This window comes from Roseibium sp. M-1, assembly GCF_054515675.1.
Map to the genome: position 1 here is coordinate 5,496,649 of NZ_CM137257.1, position 25,230 is coordinate 5,521,878.

Annotated in this window: 22 protein-coding genes; 14 read left to right on the plus strand and 8 right to left on the minus strand. The window is 61.1% G+C overall.

The window, feature by feature from the left end:
• The first annotated feature begins 88 nt into the window (after nucleotides 1-88).
• The 9 genes from ACX3M4_RS24840 (at nucleotide 89) to ACX3M4_RS24880 (ending at nucleotide 15,092) form a co-directional block, all read left to right on the plus strand.
• The gene (locus ACX3M4_RS24840; RefSeq protein ID WP_459355652.1) at nucleotides 89-892 is read left to right on the plus strand and encodes a methyltransferase domain-containing protein; all 804 of its coding nucleotides are present in this window, start codon (nucleotides 89-91) and stop codon (nucleotides 890-892) included.
• A gap of 219 nt (nucleotides 893-1,111) precedes the next feature.
• Complete coding sequence (locus ACX3M4_RS24845) at nucleotides 1,112-3,526, plus strand: glycogen/starch/alpha-glucan phosphorylase (RefSeq protein WP_459355653.1); 2,415 nt, start codon at nucleotides 1,112-1,114, stop codon at nucleotides 3,524-3,526.
• A 27-nt stretch (nucleotides 3,527-3,553) separates the two neighbouring features.
• Nucleotides 3,554-5,743 (plus strand): 1,4-alpha-glucan branching protein GlgB, encoded by a 2,190-nt coding sequence (gene glgB, locus ACX3M4_RS24850; RefSeq protein WP_459355654.1) that lies wholly within the window; start codon nucleotides 3,554-3,556, stop codon nucleotides 5,741-5,743.
• 54 nt (nucleotides 5,744-5,797) lie between these two features.
• Nucleotides 5,798-7,057 carry a glucose-1-phosphate adenylyltransferase gene (gene glgC, locus ACX3M4_RS24855; RefSeq protein WP_459355655.1) on the plus strand — a complete coding sequence of 420 codons (1,260 nt, stop codon included), beginning with the start codon at nucleotides 5,798-5,800 and terminating at the stop codon, nucleotides 7,055-7,057.
• A 3-nt stretch (nucleotides 7,058-7,060) separates the two neighbouring features.
• A complete protein-coding gene (gene glgA / locus ACX3M4_RS24860) occupies nucleotides 7,061-8,509 on the plus strand; it encodes a glycogen synthase GlgA (protein WP_459355656.1) in 1,449 nt (482 codons plus the stop codon).
• A gap of 4 nt (nucleotides 8,510-8,513) precedes the next feature.
• Complete coding sequence (gene glgX, locus ACX3M4_RS24865) at nucleotides 8,514-10,616, plus strand: glycogen debranching protein GlgX (RefSeq protein ID WP_459355657.1); 2,103 nt, start codon at nucleotides 8,514-8,516, stop codon at nucleotides 10,614-10,616.
• Complete coding sequence (gene malQ / locus ACX3M4_RS24870; RefSeq protein WP_459355658.1) at nucleotides 10,613-12,658, plus strand: 4-alpha-glucanotransferase; 2,046 nt, start codon at nucleotides 10,613-10,615, stop codon at nucleotides 12,656-12,658. The genes glgX and malQ overlap by 4 nt, the downstream gene beginning before the upstream one ends.
• 108 nt (nucleotides 12,659-12,766) lie before the next feature.
• The gene (locus ACX3M4_RS24875; protein WP_459355659.1) at nucleotides 12,767-14,395 is read left to right on the plus strand and encodes an alpha-D-glucose phosphate-specific phosphoglucomutase; all 1,629 of its coding nucleotides are present in this window, start codon (nucleotides 12,767-12,769) and stop codon (nucleotides 14,393-14,395) included.
• Between the two features lie 211 nt (nucleotides 14,396-14,606).
• Complete coding sequence (locus ACX3M4_RS24880; RefSeq protein ID WP_459355660.1) at nucleotides 14,607-15,092, plus strand: DUF992 domain-containing protein; 486 nt, start codon at nucleotides 14,607-14,609, stop codon at nucleotides 15,090-15,092.
• Between the two features lie 884 nt (nucleotides 15,093-15,976).
• On the opposite strand, the gene ACX3M4_RS24885 is transcribed toward ACX3M4_RS24880, so the two are convergent.
• Together ACX3M4_RS24885 and ACX3M4_RS24890 are read right to left on the minus strand one after the other, a co-directional pair.
• Complete coding sequence (locus ACX3M4_RS24885; protein WP_459355661.1) at nucleotides 15,977-16,927, minus strand: PRC-barrel domain-containing protein; 951 nt, start codon at nucleotides 16,925-16,927, stop codon at nucleotides 15,977-15,979.
• A 114-nt stretch (nucleotides 16,928-17,041) separates the two neighbouring features.
• On the minus strand, nucleotides 17,042-17,227 hold the full coding sequence (locus ACX3M4_RS24890) for a PLD nuclease N-terminal domain-containing protein (protein ID WP_459355662.1): 186 nt from the start codon (nucleotides 17,225-17,227) through the stop codon (nucleotides 17,042-17,044).
• A gap of 171 nt (nucleotides 17,228-17,398) precedes the next feature.
• On the opposite strand from ACX3M4_RS24890, the gene ACX3M4_RS24895 reads away from it, so the two are divergent.
• Nucleotides 17,399-17,569, plus strand: a complete 171-nt coding sequence (locus ACX3M4_RS24895) for a DUF1328 domain-containing protein (protein WP_459355663.1) — start codon at nucleotides 17,399-17,401, stop codon at nucleotides 17,567-17,569.
• A gap of 158 nt (nucleotides 17,570-17,727) precedes the next feature.
• Here the strand turns inward: ACX3M4_RS24895 and ACX3M4_RS24900 are convergent, their stop codons facing one another.
• From ACX3M4_RS24900 to ACX3M4_RS24910, 3 genes are all read right to left on the minus strand, one after another.
• Complete coding sequence (locus ACX3M4_RS24900; protein WP_459355664.1) at nucleotides 17,728-19,029, minus strand: DUF2254 domain-containing protein; 1,302 nt, start codon at nucleotides 19,027-19,029, stop codon at nucleotides 17,728-17,730.
• Between the two features lie 101 nt (nucleotides 19,030-19,130).
• A complete protein-coding gene (locus tag ACX3M4_RS24905) occupies nucleotides 19,131-19,685 on the minus strand; it encodes a sigma-70 family RNA polymerase sigma factor (RefSeq protein WP_459355665.1) in 555 nt (184 codons plus the stop codon).
• Entirely contained in the window at nucleotides 19,682-19,900 is a 219-nt protein-coding gene (locus ACX3M4_RS24910; protein ID WP_459355666.1) for a NepR family anti-sigma factor, read from the minus strand. The genes ACX3M4_RS24905 and ACX3M4_RS24910 overlap by 4 nt, the downstream gene beginning before the upstream one ends.
• A 181-nt stretch (nucleotides 19,901-20,081) precedes the next feature.
• Between ACX3M4_RS24910 and ACX3M4_RS24915 the strand changes: the two genes are divergently transcribed.
• Nucleotides 20,082-20,885, plus strand: a complete 804-nt coding sequence (locus ACX3M4_RS24915; protein WP_459355667.1) for a response regulator — start codon at nucleotides 20,082-20,084, stop codon at nucleotides 20,883-20,885.
• A 166-nt stretch (nucleotides 20,886-21,051) separates the two neighbouring features.
• Here ACX3M4_RS24915 and ACX3M4_RS24920 read toward each other — a convergent pair whose 3' ends face one another.
• The gene (locus ACX3M4_RS24920) at nucleotides 21,052-21,249 is read right to left on the minus strand and encodes a CsbD family protein (RefSeq protein WP_459355668.1); all 198 of its coding nucleotides are present in this window, start codon (nucleotides 21,247-21,249) and stop codon (nucleotides 21,052-21,054) included.
• Nucleotides 21,250-21,441: 192 nt separating this feature from the next.
• Here ACX3M4_RS24920 and ACX3M4_RS24925 point away from each other — a divergent pair, with 192 nt between their 5' ends.
• On the plus strand, nucleotides 21,442-23,244 hold the full coding sequence (locus tag ACX3M4_RS24925; RefSeq protein ID WP_459355669.1) for a sensor histidine kinase: 1,803 nt from the start codon (nucleotides 21,442-21,444) through the stop codon (nucleotides 23,242-23,244).
• Between the two features lie 46 nt (nucleotides 23,245-23,290).
• On the opposite strand, the gene ACX3M4_RS24930 is transcribed toward ACX3M4_RS24925, so the two are convergent.
• Together ACX3M4_RS24930 and ACX3M4_RS24935 are read right to left on the minus strand one after the other, a co-directional pair.
• Nucleotides 23,291-23,533, minus strand: a complete 243-nt coding sequence (locus ACX3M4_RS24930; protein ID WP_459355670.1) for a hypothetical protein — start codon at nucleotides 23,531-23,533, stop codon at nucleotides 23,291-23,293.
• 66 nt (nucleotides 23,534-23,599) lie between these two features.
• Nucleotides 23,600-24,115, minus strand: coding sequence for a Dps family protein (locus tag ACX3M4_RS24935; protein ID WP_459355671.1), 516 nt, complete (start codon nucleotides 24,113-24,115; stop codon nucleotides 23,600-23,602).
• Between the two features lie 321 nt (nucleotides 24,116-24,436).
• Between ACX3M4_RS24935 and ACX3M4_RS24940 the strand changes: the two genes are divergently transcribed.
• Both ACX3M4_RS24940 and ACX3M4_RS24945 read left to right on the plus strand, forming a co-directional pair.
• Nucleotides 24,437-24,781 (plus strand): DUF883 family protein, encoded by a 345-nt coding sequence (locus tag ACX3M4_RS24940; RefSeq protein WP_459355672.1) that lies wholly within the window; start codon nucleotides 24,437-24,439, stop codon nucleotides 24,779-24,781.
• A complete protein-coding gene (locus ACX3M4_RS24945; protein ID WP_459355673.1) occupies nucleotides 24,781-25,209 on the plus strand; it encodes a hypothetical protein in 429 nt (142 codons plus the stop codon). The genes ACX3M4_RS24940 and ACX3M4_RS24945 overlap by 1 nt, the downstream gene beginning before the upstream one ends.
• Nucleotides 25,210-25,230: the final 21 nt, after the last annotated feature.

The window sequence follows — 25,230 nt, forward strand, 5'->3', positions numbered from 1 at the left end:
GCCCTTAAGTTGTGTCGGGTTGCTTCCCATCATAGGCTTGTGCCGCGGCTGCGCGGAGACAGGCTTCAATGGCGTGTGGGAGGTGAAGATGGCCGATTTTCACAAGGGATTCCAGGATGTCGACGCGGCTTCGGAAAACGAGTTCCTGTTCAGGTTTCTTGATGATGCCAATGCCAATCGCTCCATCCTTCAATATCGCGTCCGGATGGCCGAGCTCTATCCACCCGGAGCGGGGATGCGCATTCTCGATATCGGCTGTGGTCTTGGTCATGAGGCGATGCGCCTTGCGGCGCAAGTCGGGCCCGCCGGCAAGGTCGTCGGCATAGATCCCTCAAATGATTTCATCCGCGAAGCGGCACGCAGGAGTGCTCCGCTCCGATTGCCGGTCTCATTTCAGACAGGCGATATTCACGCGCTTGATTTTGAAGATGCGTCCTTTGATCTGGTCCGGGCCGAGCGGGTTCTTCTTTATATCAGCGACCTCGGCCAGGCAGTGAGCGAGCTCGTCCGTGTCTTGAGGACCGGTGGGCACGTCACGGTGTTCGATTTCGACTACAACGCCTTTTTCATCGATTCCAACCACGGAACTGTTAGCCGCAGGATCGAAAATCTTTTGGCCGGGGATCCACCCAATCCCGAAATCGGCCGGCAGGTGCCGGAGCTGCTCCGCCAGGCAGGACTGACGGTTCGATGCATCGAACCTTTCACGATCACTCCGTCACCGGACATGGTCGCGCGTATCTATGCAGGTGCGATCGATCGGGGGCTTTCGAGCGGAGCGCTGACACAGGAGGAAGTCGACGATTGGTGGGCAGACCAGCAAGCTCTCGCAACTGCCGGGCAGTTCTACCACGCCAACCCGGGTGATATCGTTGTGGCAGACAAACCCTGACCAGAAAGACGATCCGATTGGGTCGTCGCCGCTCCATGGAAATCGCGGCAGGCAATCGACAAGGCCATTTTGATGGACTAGAAACGGTTTAAGGCTGAACCGATTAAATGGATTAAATTCAGGTGTTTGTCTGCATTTTGGATAGCTTCGAAGGCGAAAATGCTGTGGGCGAACGCAGAGGAATGCCGCTCTTCATATCTGTCACCTTCCGGAAACAAAATGCTACGTCCCGATATGCCGAACGATAAGTGCAACGCTCCGACCGCGGAGCAGTTCGCAAAAGCAATCCTGACCCATCTCAGGACGTCTCAGGGCAAGGATCCTGACCACGCGTCCATCTACGACTGGCGCATGGCGCTGTCGCTGGCCTTGCGGGACGAGGTCATCGAGCCCTGGTTTGCCTCCACACGGGCGACCTATGAGGCAAAGGCCAAGCGGGTCTATTACCTTTCCATGGAATTCCTGATCGGCCGGCTGATCGAGGATGTGGCGACCAACCTGCGTCTGGAAGACATCGCGGCCGCGGCCATGAAGTCGCTCGGTCTCGACTATGCCCGCATCGTCACCGACGAACCTGATGCGGCGCTTGGCAATGGCGGGCTCGGCCGTCTTGCCGCCTGTTTCATGGATTCCCTCGCGACCCTCGGCATTCCCGCCTATGGCTACGGCATCCGCTATGAGCACGGCCTGTTCGAGCAGCATTTCAAGGACGGGGTGCAGATCGAGACGGCCGAGACCTGGCTGTCGCAGCGCTATGCCTGGGAGTTCGAGCGGCCGGAAGTGCGCTATGAGATCGGCTTTGGCGGCACCGTCGAGAAAAAGGGACGCACGTCGGTCTGGAAACCGGCGGAAACCGTCATCGCGTCGGCCTATGACACGCCGGTCGTCGGCTGGAACGGAGCCTGGGCGAACACACTGCGCCTCTGGGCCGCCAAACCGGTCAAGATCTTCGATCTCGACAGCTTCAACCGCGGCGAATACCTGGCCGCCAGTGAACCCGAAGCGCTCGCCCGCACGATCTCGCGGGTTCTTTATCCGGACGACACCACCGAGGCCGGCAAGGAACTGCGGCTGAAACAGGAATATTTCTTCACCGCCGCCTCGATCCGCGACATTCTTCGCCGGCTCGACTCGGAAGGCGGGGCTGCCGGGGATCTGCCGGAGCGGGCGGCCATCCAGCTCAACGATACCCATCCGGCAATCGCCGGTCCGGAGCTGGTGCGCCTGCTTGTCGACGAGCGCGGCATGGAAATGCCCAACGCGATCTGGATCGCGCGCGCATGTCTTGGCTACACCAACCACACGCTTCTGCCCGAAGCACTGGAAAGATGGCCGGAGCCGATCTTTGCCAAGGTGCTGCCGCGGCATCTTGAGATCATCCGCGAGATCGAGACCGCCCATGTGCAGTCCAGTGGCAGCCCGGTGCGCATCCTGGAGGGCGGTGACGTCAAGATGGGTGAGCTCTCCTTCATAATGGCGCACAAGGTGAACGGGGTTTCGGCGCTGCACAGCGAGCTCGTCAAGGAAACGGTCTTCGAGGATCTCAACCAGGCCTATCCCGGCCGCATCATCAACGAGACCAACGGCATCACGCCGCGGCGCTGGCTGCACAATTGCAATCCGGGCCTCAGAAACCTCATCAGCGGGACGATCGGCAAGGAGTGGCCGGCGGATCTGGATCAGCTTGAAAAGCTGGTTCCACATGCGGACGACCAGGGTTTCCGCGATGCCTTCAGGGACGTGAAAGCCCGGAACAAGATCCGTGTCGCCAACTGGCTGAAGGCCAGCCACGATATCGCGGTCGACCCGGAAGCGATGTTCGATGTCCAGATCAAGCGCCTGCACGAGTACAAGCGCCAGTTCATGAACCTTCTGGAGACCGTGGCGCTCTGGAACGACATCCGCGACAACCCGAATGGGAACTGGGTGCCGCGGGTCAAGATCTTCGGCGGCAAGGCTGCGCCCGGCTATGTGGTTGCCAAGCAGATCATTCATCTCATCAATGACGTGGCCGCGGTGATCAATTCCGATCCGCAGGTGAAGGGTCTCCTGAAGATCGTCTATCCGGAGAACTACAACGTCTCCATGGCCGAGCTTCTGATCCCGGCGACGGAACTCTCCGAGCAGATCTCGACCGCGGGCAAGGAAGCGTCGGGCACCGGCAACATGAAGTTCGCCCTCAACGGGGCGCTCACCATCGGCACGCTGGACGGCGCCAACGTCGAAATCCGCGAGCGGGTCGGGGCGGAGAATTTCTTCCTCTTCGGGCTGACGGCAGCCGAGGTCGTTGCGCGCCGCAAGCAGGCGGGATATTCGGCCGCGGCAATTGCGGCGAGCCCGAAGCTGGCGCGCGTTCTGGAACAGATCGAGGCAGGCGTGTTCTCTTCCGGCGACCGGGACCTTTACCGCGGGCTGGTGCAGGACATGCGCCAGAAGGACTATTTCCTCGTGACCTGCGACTTCGACGATTATTTCGCCACCCAGCGCAAGGTCGACTTGGCCTATGCCGACCAGGACAACTGGACGAGAATGGCCGTGCTCAACACGGCCCGCGTCGGATGGTTTTCCTCAGACAGGACAATTGCAGACTATGCGAAGGACATCTGGAACGCGCATAGTCTGACGCGGGGATAACGAGAAGCCGAAGGAACCAGGTCCGCAATGACGATCTCCTCCGACATCGACGCACTTGCCAGGGGCACCCATCAGGACCCGTTTTCGGTCCTCGGATTGCACGAGATCGCAGGAAAGCTGGTCATTCGGGCCTTCCTGCCCAATGCGGACAAGGTCGAGGCCGTCGAGCCAGGGTCGGGAAAGAAGATCGTCGAACTCGCCTCTCTTGGTGGCGGGCTTTTCGAGGCGGCTGTTCCCCGCCGCAAGAAGCGGTTTGCCTATCACCTGCGGGTCGAACAGGACGGCAAAAGCTGGGTTTCGGACGATCCCTATCGCTTCAGTCCGGTCATGGGCGAACTGGACGAGTATCTGATCGGCGAGGGCACGCACCGGCAACTCTGGAAGGTGCTGGGAGCCCATCCCGTCATCCATGAAGGCGCCGGCGGCGTTCATTTCGCGGTCTGGGCCCCCAATGCCAGCCGGGTGTCGGTCATCGGCGATTTCAACGGCTGGGACGGCCGGCGGACGCTGATGCGCCGGCGCGGGGCAACCGGGGTCTGGGAAGTCTTCGTGCCGGGTCTTGCCGAGGGCGAGGTCTATAAATACGAGCTGCTCACCAAAGACGGCACGTTGCTGCCGCAAAAGGCCGATCCGGTCGGCTTCGGCGCCGAGCATCCGCCACGGACCGGCTCTGTCGTCCGCAACATCGACGGCCATGCCTGGTCGGACGGTGACTGGCTCGACAGGCGGGCGGACCTGCACCGGATCGACAAGCCGATCTCCATCTACGAAGTCCACCTGGGAAGCTGGCGCCGCGTGCCGGAAGACGGCAACCGGCCGCTCTCCTATCTGGAACATGCCGCCCAGCTCGTACCTTACGCGCTCGACCTCGGCTTCACCCATCTGGAACTGATGCCGGTTTCGGAGTTTCCCTTCGACGGCTCCTGGGGCTACCAGCCGGTCGGCCTTTTTGCACCGACGATCCGCTTCGGCACGCCGGCCGAATTCCGCACGCTGGTCGAGGCCTGCCACGAGGCGGGGCTCGGCCTGATCGTAGACTGGGTGCCGGGGCATTTTCCGGAAGACCCGCACGGACTCGGCAATTTCGATGGCACGGCGCTCTATGAACACGCGGACCGCCGCGAGGGATTTCATCCGGACTGGAACACGCTTGTCTACAATTACGGCCGGCGCGAGGTGCTGAACTACCTCGTCGCCAACGCGCTCTACTGGCTGCAGGAATTTCATGTCGACGGCCTGCGTGTGGATGCAGTGGCCTCGATGCTCTACCGGGACTACTCGCGCAAGGAAGGCGAGTGGGTGCCCAACGTCCATGGCGGGCGGGAAAACCTCGAAGCGATCGCCTTTCTGAAGGCCATGAATGTTGCGGTCTATGGCGAGGTGCCCGGCATCCTGACGGCAGCCGAGGAATCGACAGCCTTCCCGGGTGTCACCACGCCGGTCGATGCGGACGGTCTCGGCTTCGGCTTCAAGTGGAACATGGGCTGGATGAACGACACCCTCCATTATCTGGCAGAGGATCCGATCCACCGGAAATACCACCACTCCAAGGTCACCTTCGGCCTTCACTATGCGTTTTCGGAAAACTTCATTCTGCCGCTGAGCCATGACGAAGTGGTCCACGGCAAGGGCTCGCTGCTGGAAAAGATGCCGGGCAGCATGCCGGAGAAGTTTGCCAACTTGCGCGCCTGTTACGGCCTCATGTGGGGGCATCCGGGCAAGAAGCTGCTCTTCATGGGCGGCGAGTTCGCGCAGGACCGCGAGTGGAACCACGACAGCAGCCTCGACTGGCATCTGCTGGACCACGGTCCGCACCGGGGCGTTCAAGCGCTCATCCGCGACCTCAACCGTCTCTATCGGGAAGCGCCCGCGCTGCATGAACTCGACTGCCGGAGAGAGGGCTTCGAGTGGATCGAGGAAACAAGCGGCGACGAGAGCATCTTTGCCTGGGTGCGCCGCGGTTCAAACGGCACGCCGCCCGTGCTGGTCGTGTCGAATTTCACGCCGGTGGAGCGCAGCGCACGCCGTGTCGGCGTGCCTGAGCCCGGCTTCTGGGCCGAGCGGCTCAATACCAATGCGGATATTTACGGCGGCGACGGCCGCGGCAACTACGGCGGTGTGAACAGCGATCACGTGGCAGCTTCAGGCAGGCCGCATTCGATCGAGATCACGCTGCCGCCGCTGACGACGCTGTTTTTTGAACTCACCCAAGGCTGAGGAGGCCTCGGACGGCGAGAGAAGACGAGAAAAGGACCGGGGAGGAGTGACGACATGACCATCGAATCTCAAAGACTGGCACAGCAGACCATGGCCTTCGTGCTTGCGGGCGGACGCGGCAGCCGGCTGATGGAACTGACCGACCGGCGGGCGAAACCTGCGGTCTATTTCGGCGGCAAGACCAGGATCATCGACTTTGCCCTTTCAAACGCCGTCAATTCCGGTATCCGCCGTCTTGGCGTTGCCACGCAGTACAAGGCCCACAGCCTGATCCGCCATCTGCAGCGCGGCTGGTCGTTCTTCCGGGCCGAACGCAACGAGTCGCTCGACATCCTGCCCGCCTCCCAACGCCTGGACGAGGAAAACTGGTACAAGGGCACCGCCGATGCGGTGACGCAGAACATCGACATCATCATGAGCCTGGAGCCGAAATACATCCTGGTTCTGGCAGGCGACCACATCTACAAGCAGGATTATTCGCTGATGATCCAACAGCATGTGGAATCGGGCGCCGATGTGACCGTCGGCTGCGTCGAAGTTCCGCGTGAAGAAGCCAAGGGCTTCGGCGTCATGCATGTGGACGACAAGGACAACATCATTGCCTTTGTCGAAAAGCCGTCCGATCCGCCCGCGATGCCGGGGCACCCCGATCTCTCGCTGGCCTCCATGGGCATCTATGTCTTTGAGACTGCGTACCTGCTGGACATCCTGCGGGAAGATGCCGCCGATCCCAACTCCTCCAACGATTTCGGCAAGGACATCATTCCGAAGATCGTTAAGAGCGGCAAGGCGATGGCCCATCCCTTCTCGCGCTCCTGCGTCATGACCGGACTGGAAAAGGAGCCCTACTGGCGCGATGTCGGCACGGTCGATGCCTTCTGGCAGGCCAATATCGACCTTACGGACTTCACGCCGGAACTGGATATCTACTCCAACGACTGGCCGATCTGGACCTATTCGGAACTGACGCCGCCGGCAAAGTTCATTCACAACGAGGAGGGCCGCAGAGGCCTTGCGACCTCGTCCATGGTCTCGGGCGGCTGCATCATCTCGGGCTCGACGCTGGACCAGTGCCTGCTCTTCACCGGCGTGAAGACCCATTCCTTCGCGACGCTTGAAGGTGTGGTGGCCTTGCCCTTTGCCGAGATTGGCCGCAACGCCCGCCTCACCAACGTTGTGCTTGACCGGGGCGTTAAAATCCCGGAAGGCCTCGTGGTCGGGGAAGATCCGGACCTGGACGCAAAGCGGTTCCGGCGCAGTCCGGGCGGGATCTGCCTGATAACCAAAACCATGATTGATCAATTGGATACATAACTGATGGAAGTCCTGTTCGTCGGGTCCGAATGCGCACCTTTCGTCAAGACCGGCGGTCTTGCCGACGTGATCAGTGCCGTGCCCAAGGCGCTAGCCGGGCAGGGTGTGCGCATTCGTGTTCTCCTGCCTGCCTATCCGGCCCTGTCGGATCTGGCCGCGAAGGGCAGGGAGGTCACCCGGTACGACAGTCTGATGGGCGGGCCTGCCCGCGTGGTGGAGGTCAAGGCGGAGGGCCTTGACCTTCTGCTGCTGGAGGCAAAGCACCTCTTCGACCGGCCCGGGAACATCTATCTCGGGCCCGACGGCAAGGACTGGGGCGACAATGCCATCCGGTTCGGCGCGCTCTGCATCGCCGGTGCCGATATCGCCGAGAAGGGGGCGGGCAAGTGGACGCCGGACATCGTCCACGTCCATGACTGGCAGGCAGGTCTCATCCCGCTTTACCTGCGTCAGCGCGGCTGCAACGTTCCTTGCGTCGTTTCCATCCACAATGTCGCTTTCCAGGGCCTCTTCGATGCCGGCCTCTTGGAAAAGCTCGGTATCTCGCCGAGCTACTTCACCCCGGACGGGATCGAATATTACGGCCGCATCAGCTTTCTGAAGGCGGCACTGATTTTCAGCGAGAAAGTCTCGACGGTCAGCCCGACCTATGCCCGCGAACTGATGAGCTCCGAATTCGGCATGGGGCTGGAAGGCGTTCTCCAGGCCCGCCGGACGGATCTTTCCGGCATCCTCAACGGCATCGACCTCGAAGTCTGGAACCCGGACACCGATCCGGCACTGCCTGCAGGCTACAATGTTCGGTCGCTCAAGAAGAAGGTGCTCGCCCGCGAGGAGCTTGCCCGGCGTTTCGGTATCGACGCGCCGAAGGACGCTCCGCTCTTTTGCGTTGTCAGCCGGCTGACATCGCAAAAGGGGCTCGATTTGCTGGTTGATGTCCTGCCGGACCTGACCGGGCGCGGTGCGGCACTGGCTCTGCTGGGGGCCGGTGACAAGCAACTGGAAGACAGTTTCCTGGCGGCAACGCGCCGGTATCCCGGCCAGGTCGGTACGGTGATCGGCTATGACGAGGCGCTGTCGCACCTGATGCAGGGCGGCGCCGATGCCATCCTGATCCCCTCCCGCTTCGAGCCCTGTGGCCTGACCCAGCTCTACGGCCTGCGCTATGGCACCATTCCGGTCGTCTCGCGCACAGGCGGACTGGCCGATACGGTTATCGATGCGAACGAAGCGGCCCTTGCCGCCGACTGTGCCACCGGCCTCCAGTTCTCGCCGGTGACCGCGGAAGCGCTGGCGGATGCCATCCACCGTGCTTGCGATCTCTATTCCCAGCCGCAGGTCTGGTCGGCGATGGTCCGCCGGGCGATGAAGCATCCAGTCGGCTGGGAAAGTTCGGCAAAGTCCTACGCAGCGCTTTATGAAGAGCTCGCCGTGAAGTCCGGGAAGGCTTGACGTCATGGCAATCAGAATGCGTTCAGGCACACCGCACAAGCTTGGTGCGCAGCTCGACGGTGGCGGCGTCAATTTTGCGGTGTTTTCGGAAAACGCTTCAAGGATAGAAGTGTGCCTCTTCTCCCGCGACGATCAATCGGAGATCGCAAGGTATACGCTGCCGGAACGGACCGGTCCGATCTGGCACGGCTATCTGGCGGGTCTGCCGGCGGGCGCGCTTTACGGCTACCGTGCCCATGGCACTTATGCACCGGAAAACGGCCACAGGTTCAATCCCCACAAGCTGTTGCTCGATCCCTATGCGCGCGAGATCGAGGGCAAGTGGTCGAACGTCCACCAGGTCTATGGCTACGACCCTGTGTCAAGCGCCCAGGATCTCAGTTTCGATACCCGCGACAGCGCGCCCTTCGTGCCGAAATCCGTCGTCTCCGATCCTGCGCTCTTCACACCGCTCGGCAATCATCCCGGCCATCCGTGGGAAGAGGCCTTCATCTACGAGACCCATGTAAAGGGCATGACGATGGAGCATCCCGGGGTCGAGGCGGCCCTGCGGGGTACCTATGAAGGCCTCGCCTCCGAACCGGTTCTGGAGCATCTGCAAAAGCTCGGCGTCACGACGGTCGAAATCATGCCCATTCATGCCTTTGTCGACGACAGCTTCCTGCTCGACAAGGGGCTCAGGAACTATTGGGGCTACAACAGCGTCGGCTTCTTTGCCGCCGAGCCGCGTTATTTCGGGCCTGCCGGCATAGCCGGTTTCCGGGAGATGGTGCGCCGCTTTCATGCGGCCGGCATCGAGGTCATTCTGGACGTCGTCTACAATCACACGGCAGAGGGCGATCACCGCGGCCCGACGCTCTGTTTCCGCGGTCTCGACAATGCCTCCTATTACCGCCTGATCAACGGCCAGCCACGCTACTATGTCAACGACACCGGCTGCGGCAACACGGTGAATGTCTCCCATCCGCAGGTGCTGCGCCTTGTCATGGACAGCCTGCGCTACTGGGTCACCGTCATGGGCATCGACGGGTTCCGCTTTGATCTGGCGACGACAATGGGGCGTGAAAACCATGGCTTCGATCCGAACGGCAGCTTCTTCGATGCGCTGAGGCAGGATCCGGTGCTCGCGGGTGTCAAGCTGATCGCGGAACCCTGGGACATCGGTCCGGGCGGTTACCGGCTTGGTGAGTTCACGCCGGAATTTGCCGAATGGAACGACACGGCACGCGACACGATCCGCAAGTTCTGGCGCGGCGATGCTCATGCCGCGCAGGAACTGGGTGCGCGGCTGCTGGGGTCTGCCGAGAAATTCGACCGCAACGGCCGCCGAGCCTGGTCGTCGATCAACTTCGTTGCTTCCCACGACGGCTTCACGCTCAATGACGTTGCGTCCTACGCCAAACGCCACAACGACGCCAATCTGGAGAACAACCAGGACGGCCACGGGGCGAACTATTCCGATAATTTCGGCGTCGAGGGCAGGACGGACGATCCGGACATCCTGGCGCGACGCCAGCGGCGCAAGCGCAACATGCTGGCAACGCTGTTCCTGAGCCAGGGCACACCGATGCTGCTGGCCGGTGACGAGATCGGCAACAGCCAGCACGGCAACAACAACGCCTATTGCCAGGACAATCCGATCGGCTGGGTCAACTGGGGCGAGGCGGACGAGGACCTCCTGGCCTTCGTGCAGAAGCTGACAGCCTTCCGCGCCGCGCACAGCACCGTACGCCAACCCTATTTCCTGCATGCGGGCAGACGGCCGGCGGACGGGCTGCCGGACGTGGAATGGTGGGACCTGGAAGGCAATCCGCTGAATTGGCGCGACCCGGGCCTCTCGAGCCTCTGCCTGCTTGTGCGCTATGCGGCCGAGGCGCCGGACTTCAAGGACGAGTACGACACCGTCTTCGTGGTCTTCAACCGCGATACTCAGCGGGCGAACGTCAAGCTGCCGCCAAAGCCGGAAGGCACAGTCTGGATCCACAGCATCGACACGGCCAATCCATCCGGAGGCGAAGCCGTGCCACTGACCAACGGCCACCTTTGGGTGGAAGGCAAGAGCCTCAATGCACTTGTGCTCGGAACCTTGCAGGGGTCGATGCTGTGACCCCGGACAGTGTTCTCGACATCCTGTCGGCAAAGGCCGGGATCTTCGGCGAATTCCGGGACCTGCAGAACATCGTCCGCCCGACCGCACCCGAAACCCGTCGCGCATTGCTCGCCGCCTGCGGGCTGCCGGCGGCAACCGATGCCGAGGCGTGGGAGACGCTTGCGGCGCTGGAGGCGGAGGAAGTAACAAGGATCGTCGAGGACGAGATTGTCCTCCCAAGCGAACGGACCACAGACCTCCCGTTGCCGGAAGGCGCGGAATGGGAAATTGTCCTGGAAACGGGCGACCGGCTGACGGGGGGGCGCAGCACCGGCCATGTGAAATTTCCGCCTTTGCCGCCGGGCCTGCACGATCTGCATCTGAAACTTGGATACTCCACTCAGTCGGTTCTTCTGATCGCCGCGCCGGAGACTTTGCCGACGCTTGGCGACCGGGGCCTCGGCCGGACCTGGGGTGTTACCGGAACGATCTACGGCCTTCGCTCGAAGCGCAATTTCGGTGTTGGCGACTATGGCGATCTTGGTGACATGGGCGCGGCCCTGGCGCCTGGCGGGGCCGCATTCTACGGCATCAATCCGGTGCATGCGCTGGGCTGGAGCGAGAAGGAGATTATCAGCCCCTATTCGCCGACCCATCGCGGCTTCCTCAATCCCTGGCATATAGCGCTGGAGAAGATGAGGGAGCTCTTCCGCTTTTGCTCGTCCGTGACCGCGTTGCTCACGCAGCAGCACCCGGCTTTCGAGAGCCTGCGGAAGGGCGAGCGGGTGGACTATGCCGCTCACAGAGCGCTGCTGGCGCCGCTTCTGGAAAAAGCCTACGTGGCCTTTCTGGCGGAGGCGCCCGACTTTCTGCTTTCCGACTTCGACGGCTTCCGCCGGGAAGAAGGCGCCGCGCTTGAGGATTTCGCACTCTTCGAGAGCCTCAGCGAGCAGCACGGCTCCGATTGGCGGCAATGGCCCGCCGAGCTCCGGCAGAAGGAAGCGGTTGTCGTCACCGACGAACTGCAGGCGCGGATGGGGTTTCACATCTGGCTGCAGTGGCTTGCCGATCTTCAGCTCTATTCCGCCCAGAAGTCCGCCCTCGCCGCCGGCATGCGTGTCGGGCTTTATCTCGATCTTGCCGTCGGTTCCCGGCTTGGCGGCGCGGAAAGCTGGTGCGAGCGGGGAAGCCTTGCCGAGAACGTCTCCATCGGCGCGCCGCCGGATTATCTCAGCCCCGCGGGCCAGAACTGGAACCTAGCGGCCTATGCGCCGCGCAAGCTGGCCAGCGACCGATACGCGGCGCTGCGCGGTCTGCTGCAACGGAACATGCGCCACTGCGGCCTGTTGCGCATCGATCATGTGCTTGGGCTGAAACGCAGTTTCTGGGTGCCTTCGGATGGCAGTCCGGGGGGCTATATCAGCCAGCCCTTCCGCACGCTTGCTGCCATCGTCGCCATCGAGGCGACGCGGTCGGATACGATCGTGGTCGGCGAGGATCTTGGATTGGTGCCGGACCAGTTTCGTGACGAACTGCGCGATCTCGGCTTTTATGGGTACTCCGTACTGCAATACGAGAAGACCGACGGCGTCCTGCATGACCCGGCGAACCTGCGCAAGCGCTCGCTCGCGTGTTTTGCCACCCACGACACGCCGACACTGCGCGGCTATTTTGAAGGCGCAGACATTGACTGGTGGGAACGACTCGGCTGGATCACGCCGGAAGAAAAGCCGGCCAAGCAGCAGGAACGTCAGAGCGAGGCGGCCGGCCTCCTTGCGAATGCACCTGCGGCATACCGAAGAGCGCAGGATGGCGAAGCCTTTCGGGATGCGATGCATGCAACGCTCAGCCAGTCGCCGGCCGAACTTGTCGCCGTGCAGCTGGACGATATTCTCGGAGAGAGGGAAGCCCAGAACCTGCCGAGCACGGTCAGCGAACATCCCAACTGGGTGCGGCGCCACGGAGTTCCTGTCGAGGAGCTTCCAAACCTGCCGCAGCTTGAAGGTTTGAGCGCGATCATGCGTGAGGGGGGCCGCAGGGAGGCCAAGGCAGTCAGATAGCCGGCCCCCTGCTGATCGGCCTGGGTGTCAAAATGTTGATTGATTTGGATGTGTAAGACGATCCTGCTTGCGGTCAGCCGGCTGCAGGACGATCCAGGGAGAAATAAGATGACTGTTCGGACCATTCAGGCAGGACCCTTCGAGGGCCAGAAGCCGGGAACTTCCGGCTTGCGCAAGAAAACCCGCGTTTTCATGGAGCCGGGCTATGTCGAATGTTTCGTCCAGGCGATCTTCAACAGCATCGGCGGGGCGGAGGGCAAGACCTTCGTCGTCGGTGGCGATGGCCGCTATTTCAACCGCGAGGCCATCCAGATCATCCTGAAGATGGCGGCGGCGAACGGTGCGGCAAAGGTGATCGTCGGTCAGGACGGCCTGCTGTCGACCCCGGCCGTCTCCAACCTCATCCGCCAGCGCAAGGCGAATGGCGGCCTGGTGCTCTCGGCGAGCCACAATCCCGGCGGGATCGACGAGGATTTCGGCCTCAAATACAATGTCGCCAACGGCGGCCCGGCACCGGAAGGCATCACCGAGGAGATCTTCTCGCAGACCAGGTCCATCACCGGCTACAGGATCTTCGACGCGCCCGACCTCAACCTGACCGCACTCGGCACCTCGGATCTCGGCGGCATGACGGTCGAGATCGTCGATCCCGTCGCCGACTATGCCGCCCTGATGGGGCAGCTTTTCGACTTCGGCAAGATCCGGAAACTCTTTGCCGAGGGCTTCACCATGCGGTTCGATGCGATGCATGCCGTCACCGGGCCCTATGCCAAGGCGATCCTTGAAGGCGAGCTCGGCGCACCGGCAGGCACGGTGATGAACGCCGTTCCGTCGGTCGATTTCGGCGGCGGCCATCCGGATCCGAACCCGGTCTGGGCCAAGCCGCTCGTCGATCTGGTGATGTCCGCCGAGGCGCCCGATTTTGCGGCGGCTTCCGATGGCGATGGCGACCGCAACATGATCCTCGGCAAGGGCGTCTACGTGACCCCGTCCGACAGCCTGGCCGTTCTGGCCGCCAACGCCCATCTGGCGCCGGGCTATGCGAAAGGCCTCGCGGGTGTTGCCCGCTCCATGCCGACGAGCACCGCCGCCGACCGGGTGGCGGAAGCGCTCGGCATCGGGCACTACGAGACGCCGACCGGCTGGAAGTTCTTCGGCAATCTTCTGGATGCCGGCAAGGTGACACTCTGCGGCGAGGAAAGCGCGGGCACGGGATCCGACCACGTGCGCGAAAAGGACGGGCTCTGGGCCGTGCTTCTCTGGCTCAATATCCTGGCCGAAACCCGCCTCAGCGTGAAGGACATGATGTCGGCCCATTGGCAGCGTTTCGGCCGGAACTACTATTCCCGCCACGACTACGAGGCCGTGCCGACGGACGATGCCAATCAGCTTGTGAGCGGCCTGAGGGCCAAACTGATGGAGTTTCCCGGCAAGACCTTCTCCGGCCTCACGGTTTCTGCTTGCGATGATTTCGCCTATCTGGATCCGGTCGACGGCTCGAAGAGCCTGCAGCAGGGCATCCGCATCCTGTTTGACGGCGGTGCCCGGGCCGTCTTCCGCCTGTCGGGCACGGGGACCGTTGGCGCGACGTTGCGCATCTATCTGGAAAACCTGGAAACCGACGCGTCGAAGCTTTACCAGGACACGCAGGCAGCGCTCGCTCCGGTCATTCAGGCAGCGCGCGAGATGTCGCAGCTTGATCGCCTCGGCCGGGCCGAGCCGGACGTCATTACCTGACGCGGGCGCGACACCGGCGCAGGTCCAAATCTTCAGGTCCAGTGGGCAATTGCCTGCGGTCTCGTCATCGCCGGCACAGATTTTTTTGGAACTCTCCTTAACTCCGTTCGTTTTCCAGTCGGCCCGTCAACGACACCGTCGGTCTGACAGGAACAGGCCAATGGACCGGACTCCGGTCCGTTGGTCTGCTGACACAAAGGAGAAGAATTCGATGAAACGCTGCGCTGCACTTGCCCTGGCCCTTTCGGGTGCCACCCTGTTCGCCGCCAACGCCATGGCGGAAGACAAGGGCGCAGGCGTCAAGGTCGGCACGCTGACCTGCGCCGTCGAGGGAGAAACCAACTTTATCGTCGGATCCAACGCCACGCTCAACTGCACCTACGAACCGGTCGGTGGCGGCGAGACGGCACTTTACACCGGCACGGTGAGTGAATACGGCCTCGACATCGGCATCACCGACGAAGCGACCCTTGTCTGGGGCGTGGTCGCCCCGACTGCCGACATGGAAGCCGGCGCACTTGAAGGCACCTATGGCGGGGTCACCGCCGGCGCCAGCTTCGGTGCAGGCCTGAAGGCCAACGCGCTCATTGGCGGCTTCGACAAGTCGATTGGCCTCAATCCGGTCAGCGTCGAAGGCCAGACCGGTGTCAACATGACCCTCGGGGTCAGCAAGCTGACGCTGCAATCGATGAGTTGACATCACACACAGACTGACAAAGGGCCGGCTTCGCCGGCCCTTTTGTTTTGACTCGCAGCCACGGCGTGCCCGCTACAGCCGGGGGCACCAATGGGTGGCTTCTTACATCAAGAGGCAAACGCAAACGGCAGGACGCGTCCTTGCAAAGGAAAGCAATAAGCCGTCCGGCATAGCTGCCTCTCCAACTGCTTGCCGGAAATCCCGGACCTGCCTCGGTTCGACGGAGGAAGGCAAGACGGATGCAATTTACTGCGATTGAACATCAAAGGCCTCATATTCGGCACGCCGCGAACAGGCGCGGTTCCTCACCAATCACTCATGCATTAGCGCCTCACGTGTCATTCATTGACGCCTTCCCGGCATTGACGCTTTCCCGGGGCGGCACTTTCGTGCTGAACGCGAGGGCTCGGCCATCTGGCGGGCGATGTGATTTTGTCAATCAAGATGGGGCTTCATTCCATCGTCTGGCCTGGGATCTTCTCTCGCAGTGGTCAACTTCCCGCGAACGGAAGGGAAGGGAAGGGAAGGGAAGGGAAGGGTAGGGTGGGGCAGGGCGAGCCTTCCAGGTCTCAGGTCTCTTCCCTTGCCGGGATCAGATGTGCTCGAGTGAGCCAGCAGACGGCATTTCGTCTCTCTCGCCCAATCGGCTGCGTGAGCGCGGAGCGTTGTTCCGTAATGGCCTTGTCGGAAAGGAAGAGAGGGAGAGAGGATCGGGGCAAGGATGGTGTGTGCCAGGCATACAACGGCATGGCCAGGGCAAGTGCTGACAGATTTGAAAAGCTGACTTCACCCAAGGTTGTCGGGCAGCACTGGTCCGGGGGGTATTCAGACAAAGAAAAACGGGCCGCAAGGCGACCCGTCTTTTTAGGTTCGGATGTCCGGCGTCAGCTCTTCAGCATCGCCGCATCCGGATCGGCCTTGTAGGCTTCCGCGTTGTAGGCCTCGGCGTCTTCCAGCTGCTCCTTGGTGAAGGAAGCCGTCACCAGCAGATCGCCGTTTTCGGTTTCGAACATCTGCAGGCTTTCATAGGAAACCGCTACCGGCTTCTCGTTGAAGCCCAGAAAACCGCCAACGTCGATGATCACGGCCTTCGCCTTCCCGTCCTCGTCGAGCAGGACCTCGGAGATCTCGCCGATATCGGTGTTTTCGGCGGTGTAGATGGACGCGCCGATCAGGTCATCGGTCGAAACGGTGGCGATGTCGACCCGAACCTTTTCGCTCGTCCAGTCGTCCTCTCCGGTCATCGCTTCATCGACCGGCTGACCTGCTACCGGTGCGACGGCTTCGGTCTTCACAGCGTCGGTCTGAGCTTTTGCCGTGGTCATCGGGTCGCTGTCAGCTGCCTGGCTTTCCTGCTGGCTGATTGTGGCCGTGCTCGTCCAGTCGGGGATATAGTCCGGCCGCTCATAGGCCGTTGCGCTTTCCAGCTCCTCGCGGGAGACGTCACTGACGACGGTCAGGTTGTTTTCTTCACCCGAGACGAAGGTCAGGCGGGAAAAGTCCAGTGCGACGTTCTTTTCGCCGATGCCGAGGAAACCGCCAACACCGACAACCACGGCATGAACCTTGCCGTCGCGTCCAATGACAACGTCGTTGATGTCGCCGATTTCTTCGCCTTCAGTAGACTCGCTGGCCAGGACCGATTTGCCGATCATGTTGGTTGCCAGGATGCCGGAGATGGCGTCCGGGGAAAGGGTATGGAGCTCAAACTCGTAGACACCCTTGTTCCCGCCATCAACGCTCGTACCGGCCGGCATCTGAGTGGTGTCGCTGGCGATTGCCGCGGTGGAAACCATGGCTACAAGAGCTGTGGTGGTAAGAAGATTGCGAAGCATATCTAGTACTCCCGTCAGTTTTTCTGATGGTTTTGAGTTGCGGAAAGTAAACAGTTTCAGATTGTGTAGGTTCCAAAAATTTGACGACTTGATTTCCGCCCTATTTCTTGGATTTTAGGCGAGTCTGCTCGATCCCTTCGGTCCGGCCAGGAGCCAGACAATGAAACCAACCACCGGGAAAATAAGGATGCCGAGGGTCCAGAGCAGTTTGGCCCCGGTAGACGCTCCGCTGCCGAAAATCTTGATGATGGCATAGACGTCCAGAATGAGAATGATCAGCCCGACAATTCCGTACTCCATGATGTGTCTCCTTCGTTGACCTGAAGGAAAACGGCCATTCAAAGAGGATGGTTCCGTGCGGCCGGTACAATATTTCGAGTGGATTACATAAAATACCGAGCAGCAAAAATTGTTGGAACTCTTTTCCTGTTTCCGCGTTTCAACTCCATATCGCAAATATCGGAGGATGATATGCTTTCCTGGGCTCTTCTCTTTCTTGTGGTTGCACTGGTTGCAGCCGTTCTTGGTTTCGGCGGTATTGCCGGAACCGCCGTTTCGATCGCCAAGCTTATCTTTTTCGTGGCGATCGCCCTGTTCCTGATTTCCGCCATCGCGCACGCAATCAGGGGCCGCAGGGTCTAAAGCGTGTCGCGTTCATTTGAATTCACGCGACCCGCTTTAACTCTTTTTGGCGCACGTCTTTCTGCGAAAAACCGGAACCCACTTTTTCGCGACGTGCTCTAGGCATCTGACCTGGTCCACCTCACCAAATCAGGGCGCCGCAAGGCGCCCTTTTTGCGTCAGCTGTTCTCCAGCAGGCGCGTCCTGGCAGAGCGCACGCAGCGCGCGATCTGCTGCCGGTCGGGCCGGCTTTGCAGGGACTGCTGCGCATCCTGGGTGACCTTGAAGATCTGCTGCCGGACCAGAGGCAAGTGGGCCTTCCGGCAAACGAGCGACATCTTTTCCAACGCCTTCACCAGATGATCGAGCACCAGCACGTTCGTCCTGGCTGCCTGGCGCAGCGGACCGATGGCCGTTTCCAGAAGCTCGTGCACTTCCAATATGGTCAGCCAGACCCGCGGTGTGCCGTCGTCGTCGTCAATCAGCGACGTCGGCGCGCCCCGCTGCAGGATGCGGGCACAGGAGGCAGACAGGTGATCGATGGCGCTGATCGCCGTGTAGCTGTCGTTGACGCCGGGAGAGAGAGCGCGCAGGGCGATTTCAACCATCAGGTGGACAGAGAACTGAATATCGCCTTCCGGAGCGCGGGCCTTGCCGATCCGGAAGGTCTGCTGAACCCTGGAGAGATCCGGTTTTCCAGCTTCGGTCCCGAGCTTGGCGATCGGCATGCCTTCTATGACGAAGGTTCCCGGTGTCACGAGCACTTCAATGAAGCCGTCGCAACTGCGGGCCAAGTCGATCAGCCGGTGGCTGTCGATGAAGGTGACATAACCGCTGCGCCTGGACGGAACGGTGTGCACAGGAAGATCGGGTATGCCGTCACGATCATCTGCCTTTTCCCGGGGTTCCTTGGCAAGCAGGGCGTCGATCGAGGTGCGTAGAGAGGCCTGGATGCGGCCGATTTCGGCATCGACCCGGATCCGGCCGGCCACGTCATTCACGAAATAGACCAGCCAGAAGAAGCTGGATGCCGCCAACACAATGGACAGAATGACGGAGAAACGCAGGTCCTTGGACTCGTCGACGCCGAACAGCACAAGCAGCGAATAGAGAAAGGTCGCGCCCAGGAGGCCGATGGTGATCTGCGTGATCCGGTTGCTGGCGAAGGTTTCCAGAAGCCGGGCGGAAATGTTGCCGGCCGCAAGTGTGAAGACGATCAGCGTCAGGGAGTAGACCAGGCTGATGACCGACATCATCGCACCGGAAATCGTCGACAGAACCGAGCGGGCACCGTCGGTGGTGATCGTCTTGTAGCCGAGGGCATCGAAGAGGGGGTTCAGCCAGCCGAAATCGTCGACGAGGAGTGCAGCGAAGGAAAGGAACGCTCCTATGAGCGTGATGCAAACCGGAATGAACAGGAAGCCTTTGACAAGGCGCATGAGGGCCTGTTCGCGCGCGTCTTCCCGATAGGCAAGCTCCATGGATGGCGGCTCCGCTCAAAAGAACAAGGTTCCGGCCATGCGGGCCGGAACCTTTCCTGGATCATCCGACGCGGAGGTTGCTCCGGGTCCGGAGGGTATTTTCAGACCGACAAGGCGTTCTGGATCAGCTCGGCCGATTGCGCGGCCGCAACCTCGGAACGCTCGAAATGCTCGTTGCCGTTCATCAGGTCTTCGAGGCGCAGGCGCGCACGGGAGACGCGGCTTTTGACGGTGCCGACCTTCACGCCCAGGATGTCGGCCGCTTCCTCGTAGGAAAAGCCGCTGGCACCGATCAGGATCAGGGCTTCGCGTTGATCGTCAGGTAGCACCTGGAGTGCGCTCAGGAAGTCCTTGAGTTCGAGGTGCTCGGGCTGCTGCGGTTTGCTTTCCAGCGACGCCGCGTGTTCACCATCCGGATCGGCGACTTCCCGCTGCAGCTTGCGGCCGATGGAATAATACTGGTTGCGGAGAATGGTGATCAGCCACGCGGTGAGATTGGTGCCCTCGGTGAACTTGTCCTTGTTGGCGATCGCCTTGGCCAGGGTTTCCTGGACCAGATCGTCAGCACGGTCGCGATCACCGCTGATGGAGCGCGCAAAGGCTCGCAACCTGGGGATCGAATCGACCAGGTCCTGCTTGAACCGGGCGTTGTTCATTCAGCGGCCTCCTCGTCGGAGCTGTCCCGATCAGTGTCCTGATCCAGGGCGGACAGCAAATCCAGCATGTCGTCCGGGATGTTCTCTGAAAGAGCGTCGTCATAGACCTTCTTCAACTGGCTGCCGATCCAATCCTCCTTCGTCTTGGCTCCGGCCGAGGGCTTGATAAGACCGAAATCGGTGTCCGGCCGATCCGGGTACGCTTTGCTTGCCATGGCAACTTCCTGATTTTTTGGTATGCACAGTCTCGCGGTTGAGAGCTAAACGCAGCGGCAAAAAAAAAGTTCCGCAAGTATGGAACTTTTTTTTGCCACGCGCATTTCCAATTCACGTGAGGTCTCTTGTGGCCTCATTGTCATGCCGCCGACAAGCGGCGATAGATTGAGGAATTGTTGAATGTCCGTAAGCCTTTCCCAGGAAATCGCGCCTCTTCTTCCTTACCTGCGCCGCTATGCGCGCGCTCTCGCGGGAAGCCAGAAGAGCGGAGACGCCTATGTCCGCGCCTGTCTGCAGGCGCTGGTCGCGGACCAGACCATCATCGACACATCGGATGGTGTTAAGATCGGCCTCTATCGTCTCTTCCACGTTCTCTGGAACGCAAGCGTCGTCCCGCCGCTTGGCCAGGACGGCACGGCCTCCATCTTCGAACAGACCGCGCAGCAGCGGCTGGCGTCGATGGCACCGGAAAGCCGGCAGACCCTGCTGCTGTCGACGCTCGAAGGGTTCTCGATCGGCGATACCGCGAGGATCATCGGGCGCAGCGAGGATCTGGTCACGCAGCTTATCGAAGATGCGATTGCCGAAATCGACCGCCAGACGCGGACAAATGTCCTGATCATCGAGGACGAGCCCCTCATTTCCATGGATCTTACCCAGATTGTGGAATCTCTCGGGCATGGCGTCACCGGCGTTGCGCGTACCGCAAGCGATGCGATCGCAGCGGCCAAAGCACAGGCACCAGGCCTTGTGCTGGCCGATATCCAACTTGCGGATGGCTCTTCGGGGATCGATGCAGTCAAGGAGATCCTGGCCGAGATGAGTGTGCCGGTCATTTTCATTACGTCCTTCCCGGAGCGTCTTCTGACAGGCGAACGGCCGGAGCCGACCTTCCTGATCACCAAGCCGTTCAATCCGAACACAGTGAAAGCGGGCATCAGCCAGGCGCTGTTCTTCAAGGGCTCCGACGCAGTGGCCGCTTAGGCGGCGCTGCAGCCGGCGATGTGGGGGCGATGTTTTACAAGAACGAAGCGCGGTCCTGTTTTGGCGGGTCCGCGCGTTTATCGAGGCCTCCACTTCTTCCTTTGCCACAGCTTGATAGGCGGTTTCTGGCCAGGAAGGGGAGGCGGGACTCGCCCGCCTCGTTCCGTCAGTGTCGCGACATCCAGGTGTCGATTTCTTTCTCGGCTTCCTCACGGGTCTTGCCGTATTTCTGCTGGATCAGACCGGCGAGTTCGGTCCGGCGTCCGGCAACCTGGTCAACTTCGTCGTTGGTAAGCTTGCCCCACTGGGTCTGGGCCTTGCCCTTGAATTCCTTCCAATTGCCTTCAATCTGGTCCCAATTCATTGGTCGTACTCTCCTTGTCGTTGTGACATCAGGAAAACGAAATTGGATATCGAAGGTTCCGGGGAAAGCCGGATTTGTGTGCACTTCGAACCGGAAATGCGGCCGTTATCCGAAGGCCCTTTCTTCAAGCTGCTGCGGCATGCGGCGTCTCATAAAAACTCTTCCGACCGCGGATGACGGAGCCGGTAAAACGTGTCTGATATCCTGAGCTACCTCTTCGGGGCGGCGTCTTTCATGCCCCATGGGTATTGCCTGCTGTGGCGGCCGGATCTGGTCGCGATGCACGCCATATCCGATGGCCTGATCGCGCTGGCTTATGTCGCCATTCCCCTGATAATTCTGAATTTCCTGCGAAAGCGGCCGGACATTCAGGGCAATTCGCGCAAGATAGGCTATCTGTTCATCGCTTTTATCCTGGCTTGCGCGATCACCCATCTGACCGCGCTTTTGACCCTGTGGTGGCCGGTCTACGGTGCGCAGGGCCTGGTCAAGGCGGCAACGGCAATCATCTCGGTCGCGACCGCGCTGGTGGTCTGGAAATTACAGCCGAAAATGCTGGCGATCCCTTCGCTCAAGGATCTGGAACGGGCCAACGACTTGCTCACGGTGGAGAACATGGAGCTGAGCGATGCCGTCGGCCGAAGCCGGATCGAGATCGAGAGGATAAACGAGCGCTTCGAGACCGCATTGACCGGCTCAAATATCTCGGTGTTCACGCAGGACCGGGCGCTGCGATACACCTGGATCCACAATCCGCGTTTCGGCGTGGCCGCAGCGGACATGATTGGCCGTAGCGATATGGAATTCCTGAGCGAAGACACGGCAGAGGAATTGAATGTCGTGAAGCGTCAGGTCATTGAAACCGGCGAACCGGCTTCCACCTATTTCGCAGTCGAGACGGAGGAGACCGGCACCACGTTCCTCGATCTGATCGTCAATCCGACCAGGACACCGGATGGCAAGGTCGATGGTGTGCTGTGCACCGCGATCGACATGACCGAACAGAACCTCTACGAGATCCGGCTTGCCTCGTTGGCCGGTCAACTGGCCGAGGCGAACCGGCGCTTCGAAAAGGCGCTTGCCGGATCGCTGACCACGGTGTTCGAACAGGACCTCGGCCTGAAATATGTCGACGTGGTCAATCCGTCCCCCGGGTTCGAGCCCTCCTTCTTCATCGGCAAGAGTGATGCGGAGCTGTTTCCCGAAGAAGACCAGTTGAAAATCGTACCGGCGAAAAAGCAGGTGCTGGCAACCGGCGACAGCACAGTGATCGAATTTGACATGGAAATGGGCGGGGTTCTGCGCAGCTACAACATGCGTATGGAAGCGGCGCGCGACGACGATGGCCGGATTACCGGGCTCATCGGGATATCCATTGATCTTACCCATGAGCGGGAAAACGAGCGGCAGATGCGCCTGGTGATGCGTGAGCTGACGCACCGGTCGAAGAACCTTCTCGCCGTCATCCAGGCGATGGCGCGCCAGACCGCTGCCAGGTCGGATTCGACAGAAGAATTCGTCGACAGCTTTTCGGCAAGGTTGCAGGCCATGGCAGCCAGTCACGACCTCCTGGTGTCGCAGTCCTGGTATGGCGCGGACCTGGAGGAGCTTGTGCTGGCGCATCTGGCCCAGTCGATCGAGCCGGACAGTCCACAGATCTCAATCTCCGGTGAGCCTCACGCGGTCACCGCTGAAGCGGCGCAGAATCTCGGTTTGGCGCTGCATGAACTAACGACGAATGCCGCCAAATACGGGGCACTTTCCGTACTCGACGGCAGATTGTCGGTTTCGTGGAAAATGGTCGGTGACCGTCTGCAGTTGATCTGGCAGGAAAGCGGCGGCCCGGACGTTGCCCCGCCACAACGCAACGGATTTGGGCGAATGATGCTTGAGCGTCTGGTCGGCCCGGCACTGGGGGGCGAGGTCACAATGAACTTTGCCGCCGGGGGCGTCCGCTGCGTCATCGAATTCCCGCTTAAAGAGGTGTCCGGCTAACTTTCAGGGGCCGGGCACCACGGCAAATGAGAAACGGAATGGTCTTTCAGCGCGCGTCGTCGACGTCGTTGAGAACCCTCAAGGCTTCGTCGATCTCTTCAATCAACTCTTCCAGATCTTCACCAGCAGTGACCGGTTGCGGTACCTTGCGCAACCTTGCGCGCCAGGCCAGCAACGCGTTTTGCTTTTGCCTGCGTGACAGGGACCGATCTTCCAGCACGCTCGTGGCAGACCGGAAGCCGACAAATCGCTTCGGTATGCTGATCATGGTTTCGCACAGGTCTGTCATTGGTTCATCTTCGGAGCGGGTGGTCCGCCAAAGGGCGGACGACCCGGTTTCCTCGCCTGTTCCCAATTAGCTTGTTTTCAAGGCCCGCAGCATCCAGGCGGCCTTGTCGTGGAAGGTAATGCGCTGCGTCAGCAAGTCCTCGGTCACCGGATCGTTGTTGTCGCCGGCATAAGCTGCCATGTCGCGCATCTCTGCGGCGAGAATTTCATGGCTCTGCACGAGATCCTCGATCATGTCCTCGGCCGACGGCATACCGCCGGCGGGCAGGGCGATTGTCAGGGTCAGCTTGCCATCATCAACATTGACCGGCGCCCGGTGGCCGAGCGCGCGAATGCGTTCTGCGAGGTCGTCGGTCGCCGCGAAGAGGTTCTCGTAGTGCTCTTCGGTAAGATCGTGGATCGACTTGAAAAGCGGCCCGACCACGTTCCAGTGGTAAAGATGCGACTTGACGGTCAGCATGTATGTCTCAGCCAGAAGGACCGAGAGATGCAGCGCCAGCTGCCGGCGCACATCGTCGGCGATACCTGTCCTGATCGCGTCGACCTTCGGGGTTTCGATGTTGAGGACTGTCTGTTTCGACATTGTCTTTCCTTTCCTCTGTCGCGTGCTGTTTCCGCTCCGGTGTCCGTCGTGCAAGACAGGAGAAACACCGGACGCTTCCCCTAGAAAATTCCTCAGTCCGGCCTCGGTTCCATGATTTTGGCAAGTTTGCCGGATGTCCGCCGCGAGCTGAGATCCGTGAACAGGACTTTTCCAACCTCGCTGGAACCAATTCACAAGCGAGCCGTTTACCCGGCGAGCCGCGGGTTGCCTCACGCGGTTCAGCAAGCCTGCATGGCCAGGCTCAACCCATTCAACTGATCGCGCCCCATGGAGTGGCGCTGCCAGACACAGGAGCGAAAAATGGCAACTGCCAAGACCGCCTCGGCGACAGCCGCCCAGCCCGCCAATGACACTGTGAGCGCCCGCGATATCGAAGAGGATATCGAGCGGATCCGTGGCGACATCGCAGCGTTGGCCGGCAGCCTGAAAAAATACGGTGCCGGCAAGACGGACGAGGTGAAGGCCAAGGCAACTGCTGCAGGTCAGGACCTGACGAAGATGTCCCAGGACGCACTCAACGATCTGACGGCGGAACTTCAAACCTATGAGCGTGCACTGGTTTCCGAGATCCGCCGCCGGCCGTTGCAGTCTCTCGGCATCGCCGCCGGTATAGGTTTCCTGATTGCCGCGCTGGTGCGCCGCTGATGCTATTGCGCACCCTTCCGCTGGGCCTTGGAACTGCCGCGCGCGAAGTGCGCGGCGTTGTCCATCGTCTGCGGCGCAATGCCTTGCTGACCGCCCTTGCGGGCCTTTGTTTCGCCACCGCCTATGTCGCCGCCATCGTTGCGGTTGGGGCGGCACTCGCCCCGGTCTACGGCCCGGCGATCGCCGCCCTGATCATCGCGGGGGGCATGATCCTGGCCGGACTGCTGTTCGTTTCGGTGCTGGCCTTTCTGAAACATCGCGACAGACGGCGGCGGCTCAGGCAACAGGCGGCGCAGAGACTGACAATCGCGGCCGCCCTCTCGGTGCTGCCGCAACTCACCAAATCCAAGGGACTTCTCGTGGCTGCCGCCCTGGGCGGCCTCGCGCTTCTTGCAAGCCAGGGACTTGGAGACGAAGAGTCCGGATAAGCCATCCGGGCCTTCGTGCGC

What these genes read in the sequence shown, in the direction of transcription:
- ACX3M4_RS24840 (WP_459355652.1), top strand. Translation starts at nt 89, where the DNA reads ATGGCCGATTTTCACAAGGGATTCCAGGATGTCGACGCGGCTTCGGAA.
- ACX3M4_RS24845 (WP_459355653.1), top strand. Translation starts at nt 1,112, where the DNA reads ATGCTACGTCCCGATATGCCGAACGATAAGTGCAACGCTCCGACCGCG.
- glgB (WP_459355654.1), top strand. Translation starts at nt 3,554, where the DNA reads ATGACGATCTCCTCCGACATCGACGCACTTGCCAGGGGCACCCATCAG.
- glgC (WP_459355655.1), top strand. Translation starts at nt 5,798, where the DNA reads ATGACCATCGAATCTCAAAGACTGGCACAGCAGACCATGGCCTTCGTG.
- glgA (WP_459355656.1), top strand. Translation starts at nt 7,061, where the DNA reads ATGGAAGTCCTGTTCGTCGGGTCCGAATGCGCACCTTTCGTCAAGACC.
- glgX (WP_459355657.1), top strand. Translation starts at nt 8,514, where the DNA reads ATGGCAATCAGAATGCGTTCAGGCACACCGCACAAGCTTGGTGCGCAG.
- ACX3M4_RS24875 (WP_459355659.1), top strand. Translation starts at nt 12,767, where the DNA reads ATGACTGTTCGGACCATTCAGGCAGGACCCTTCGAGGGCCAGAAGCCG.
- ACX3M4_RS24880 (WP_459355660.1), top strand. Translation starts at nt 14,607, where the DNA reads ATGAAACGCTGCGCTGCACTTGCCCTGGCCCTTTCGGGTGCCACCCTG.
- ACX3M4_RS24885 (WP_459355661.1), bottom strand. Translation starts at nt 16,927, where the DNA reads ATGCTTCGCAATCTTCTTACCACCACAGCTCTTGTAGCCATGGTTTCC.
- ACX3M4_RS24890 (WP_459355662.1), bottom strand. Translation starts at nt 17,227, where the DNA reads ATGGAGTACGGAATTGTCGGGCTGATCATTCTCATTCTGGACGTCTAT.
- ACX3M4_RS24895 (WP_459355663.1), top strand. Translation starts at nt 17,399, where the DNA reads ATGCTTTCCTGGGCTCTTCTCTTTCTTGTGGTTGCACTGGTTGCAGCC.
- ACX3M4_RS24900 (WP_459355664.1), bottom strand. Translation starts at nt 19,029, where the DNA reads ATGGAGCTTGCCTATCGGGAAGACGCGCGCGAACAGGCCCTCATGCGC.
- ACX3M4_RS24905 (WP_459355665.1), bottom strand. Translation starts at nt 19,685, where the DNA reads ATGAACAACGCCCGGTTCAAGCAGGACCTGGTCGATTCGATCCCCAGG.
- ACX3M4_RS24910 (WP_459355666.1), bottom strand. Translation starts at nt 19,900, where the DNA reads ATGGCAAGCAAAGCGTACCCGGATCGGCCGGACACCGATTTCGGTCTT.
- ACX3M4_RS24915 (WP_459355667.1), top strand. Translation starts at nt 20,082, where the DNA reads ATGTCCGTAAGCCTTTCCCAGGAAATCGCGCCTCTTCTTCCTTACCTG.
- ACX3M4_RS24920 (WP_459355668.1), bottom strand. Translation starts at nt 21,249, where the DNA reads ATGAATTGGGACCAGATTGAAGGCAATTGGAAGGAATTCAAGGGCAAG.
- ACX3M4_RS24930 (WP_459355670.1), bottom strand. Translation starts at nt 23,533, where the DNA reads ATGACAGACCTGTGCGAAACCATGATCAGCATACCGAAGCGATTTGTC.
- ACX3M4_RS24935 (WP_459355671.1), bottom strand. Translation starts at nt 24,115, where the DNA reads ATGTCGAAACAGACAGTCCTCAACATCGAAACCCCGAAGGTCGACGCG.
- ACX3M4_RS24940 (WP_459355672.1), top strand. Translation starts at nt 24,437, where the DNA reads ATGGCAACTGCCAAGACCGCCTCGGCGACAGCCGCCCAGCCCGCCAAT.
- ACX3M4_RS24945 (WP_459355673.1), top strand. Translation starts at nt 24,781, where the DNA reads ATGCTATTGCGCACCCTTCCGCTGGGCCTTGGAACTGCCGCGCGCGAA.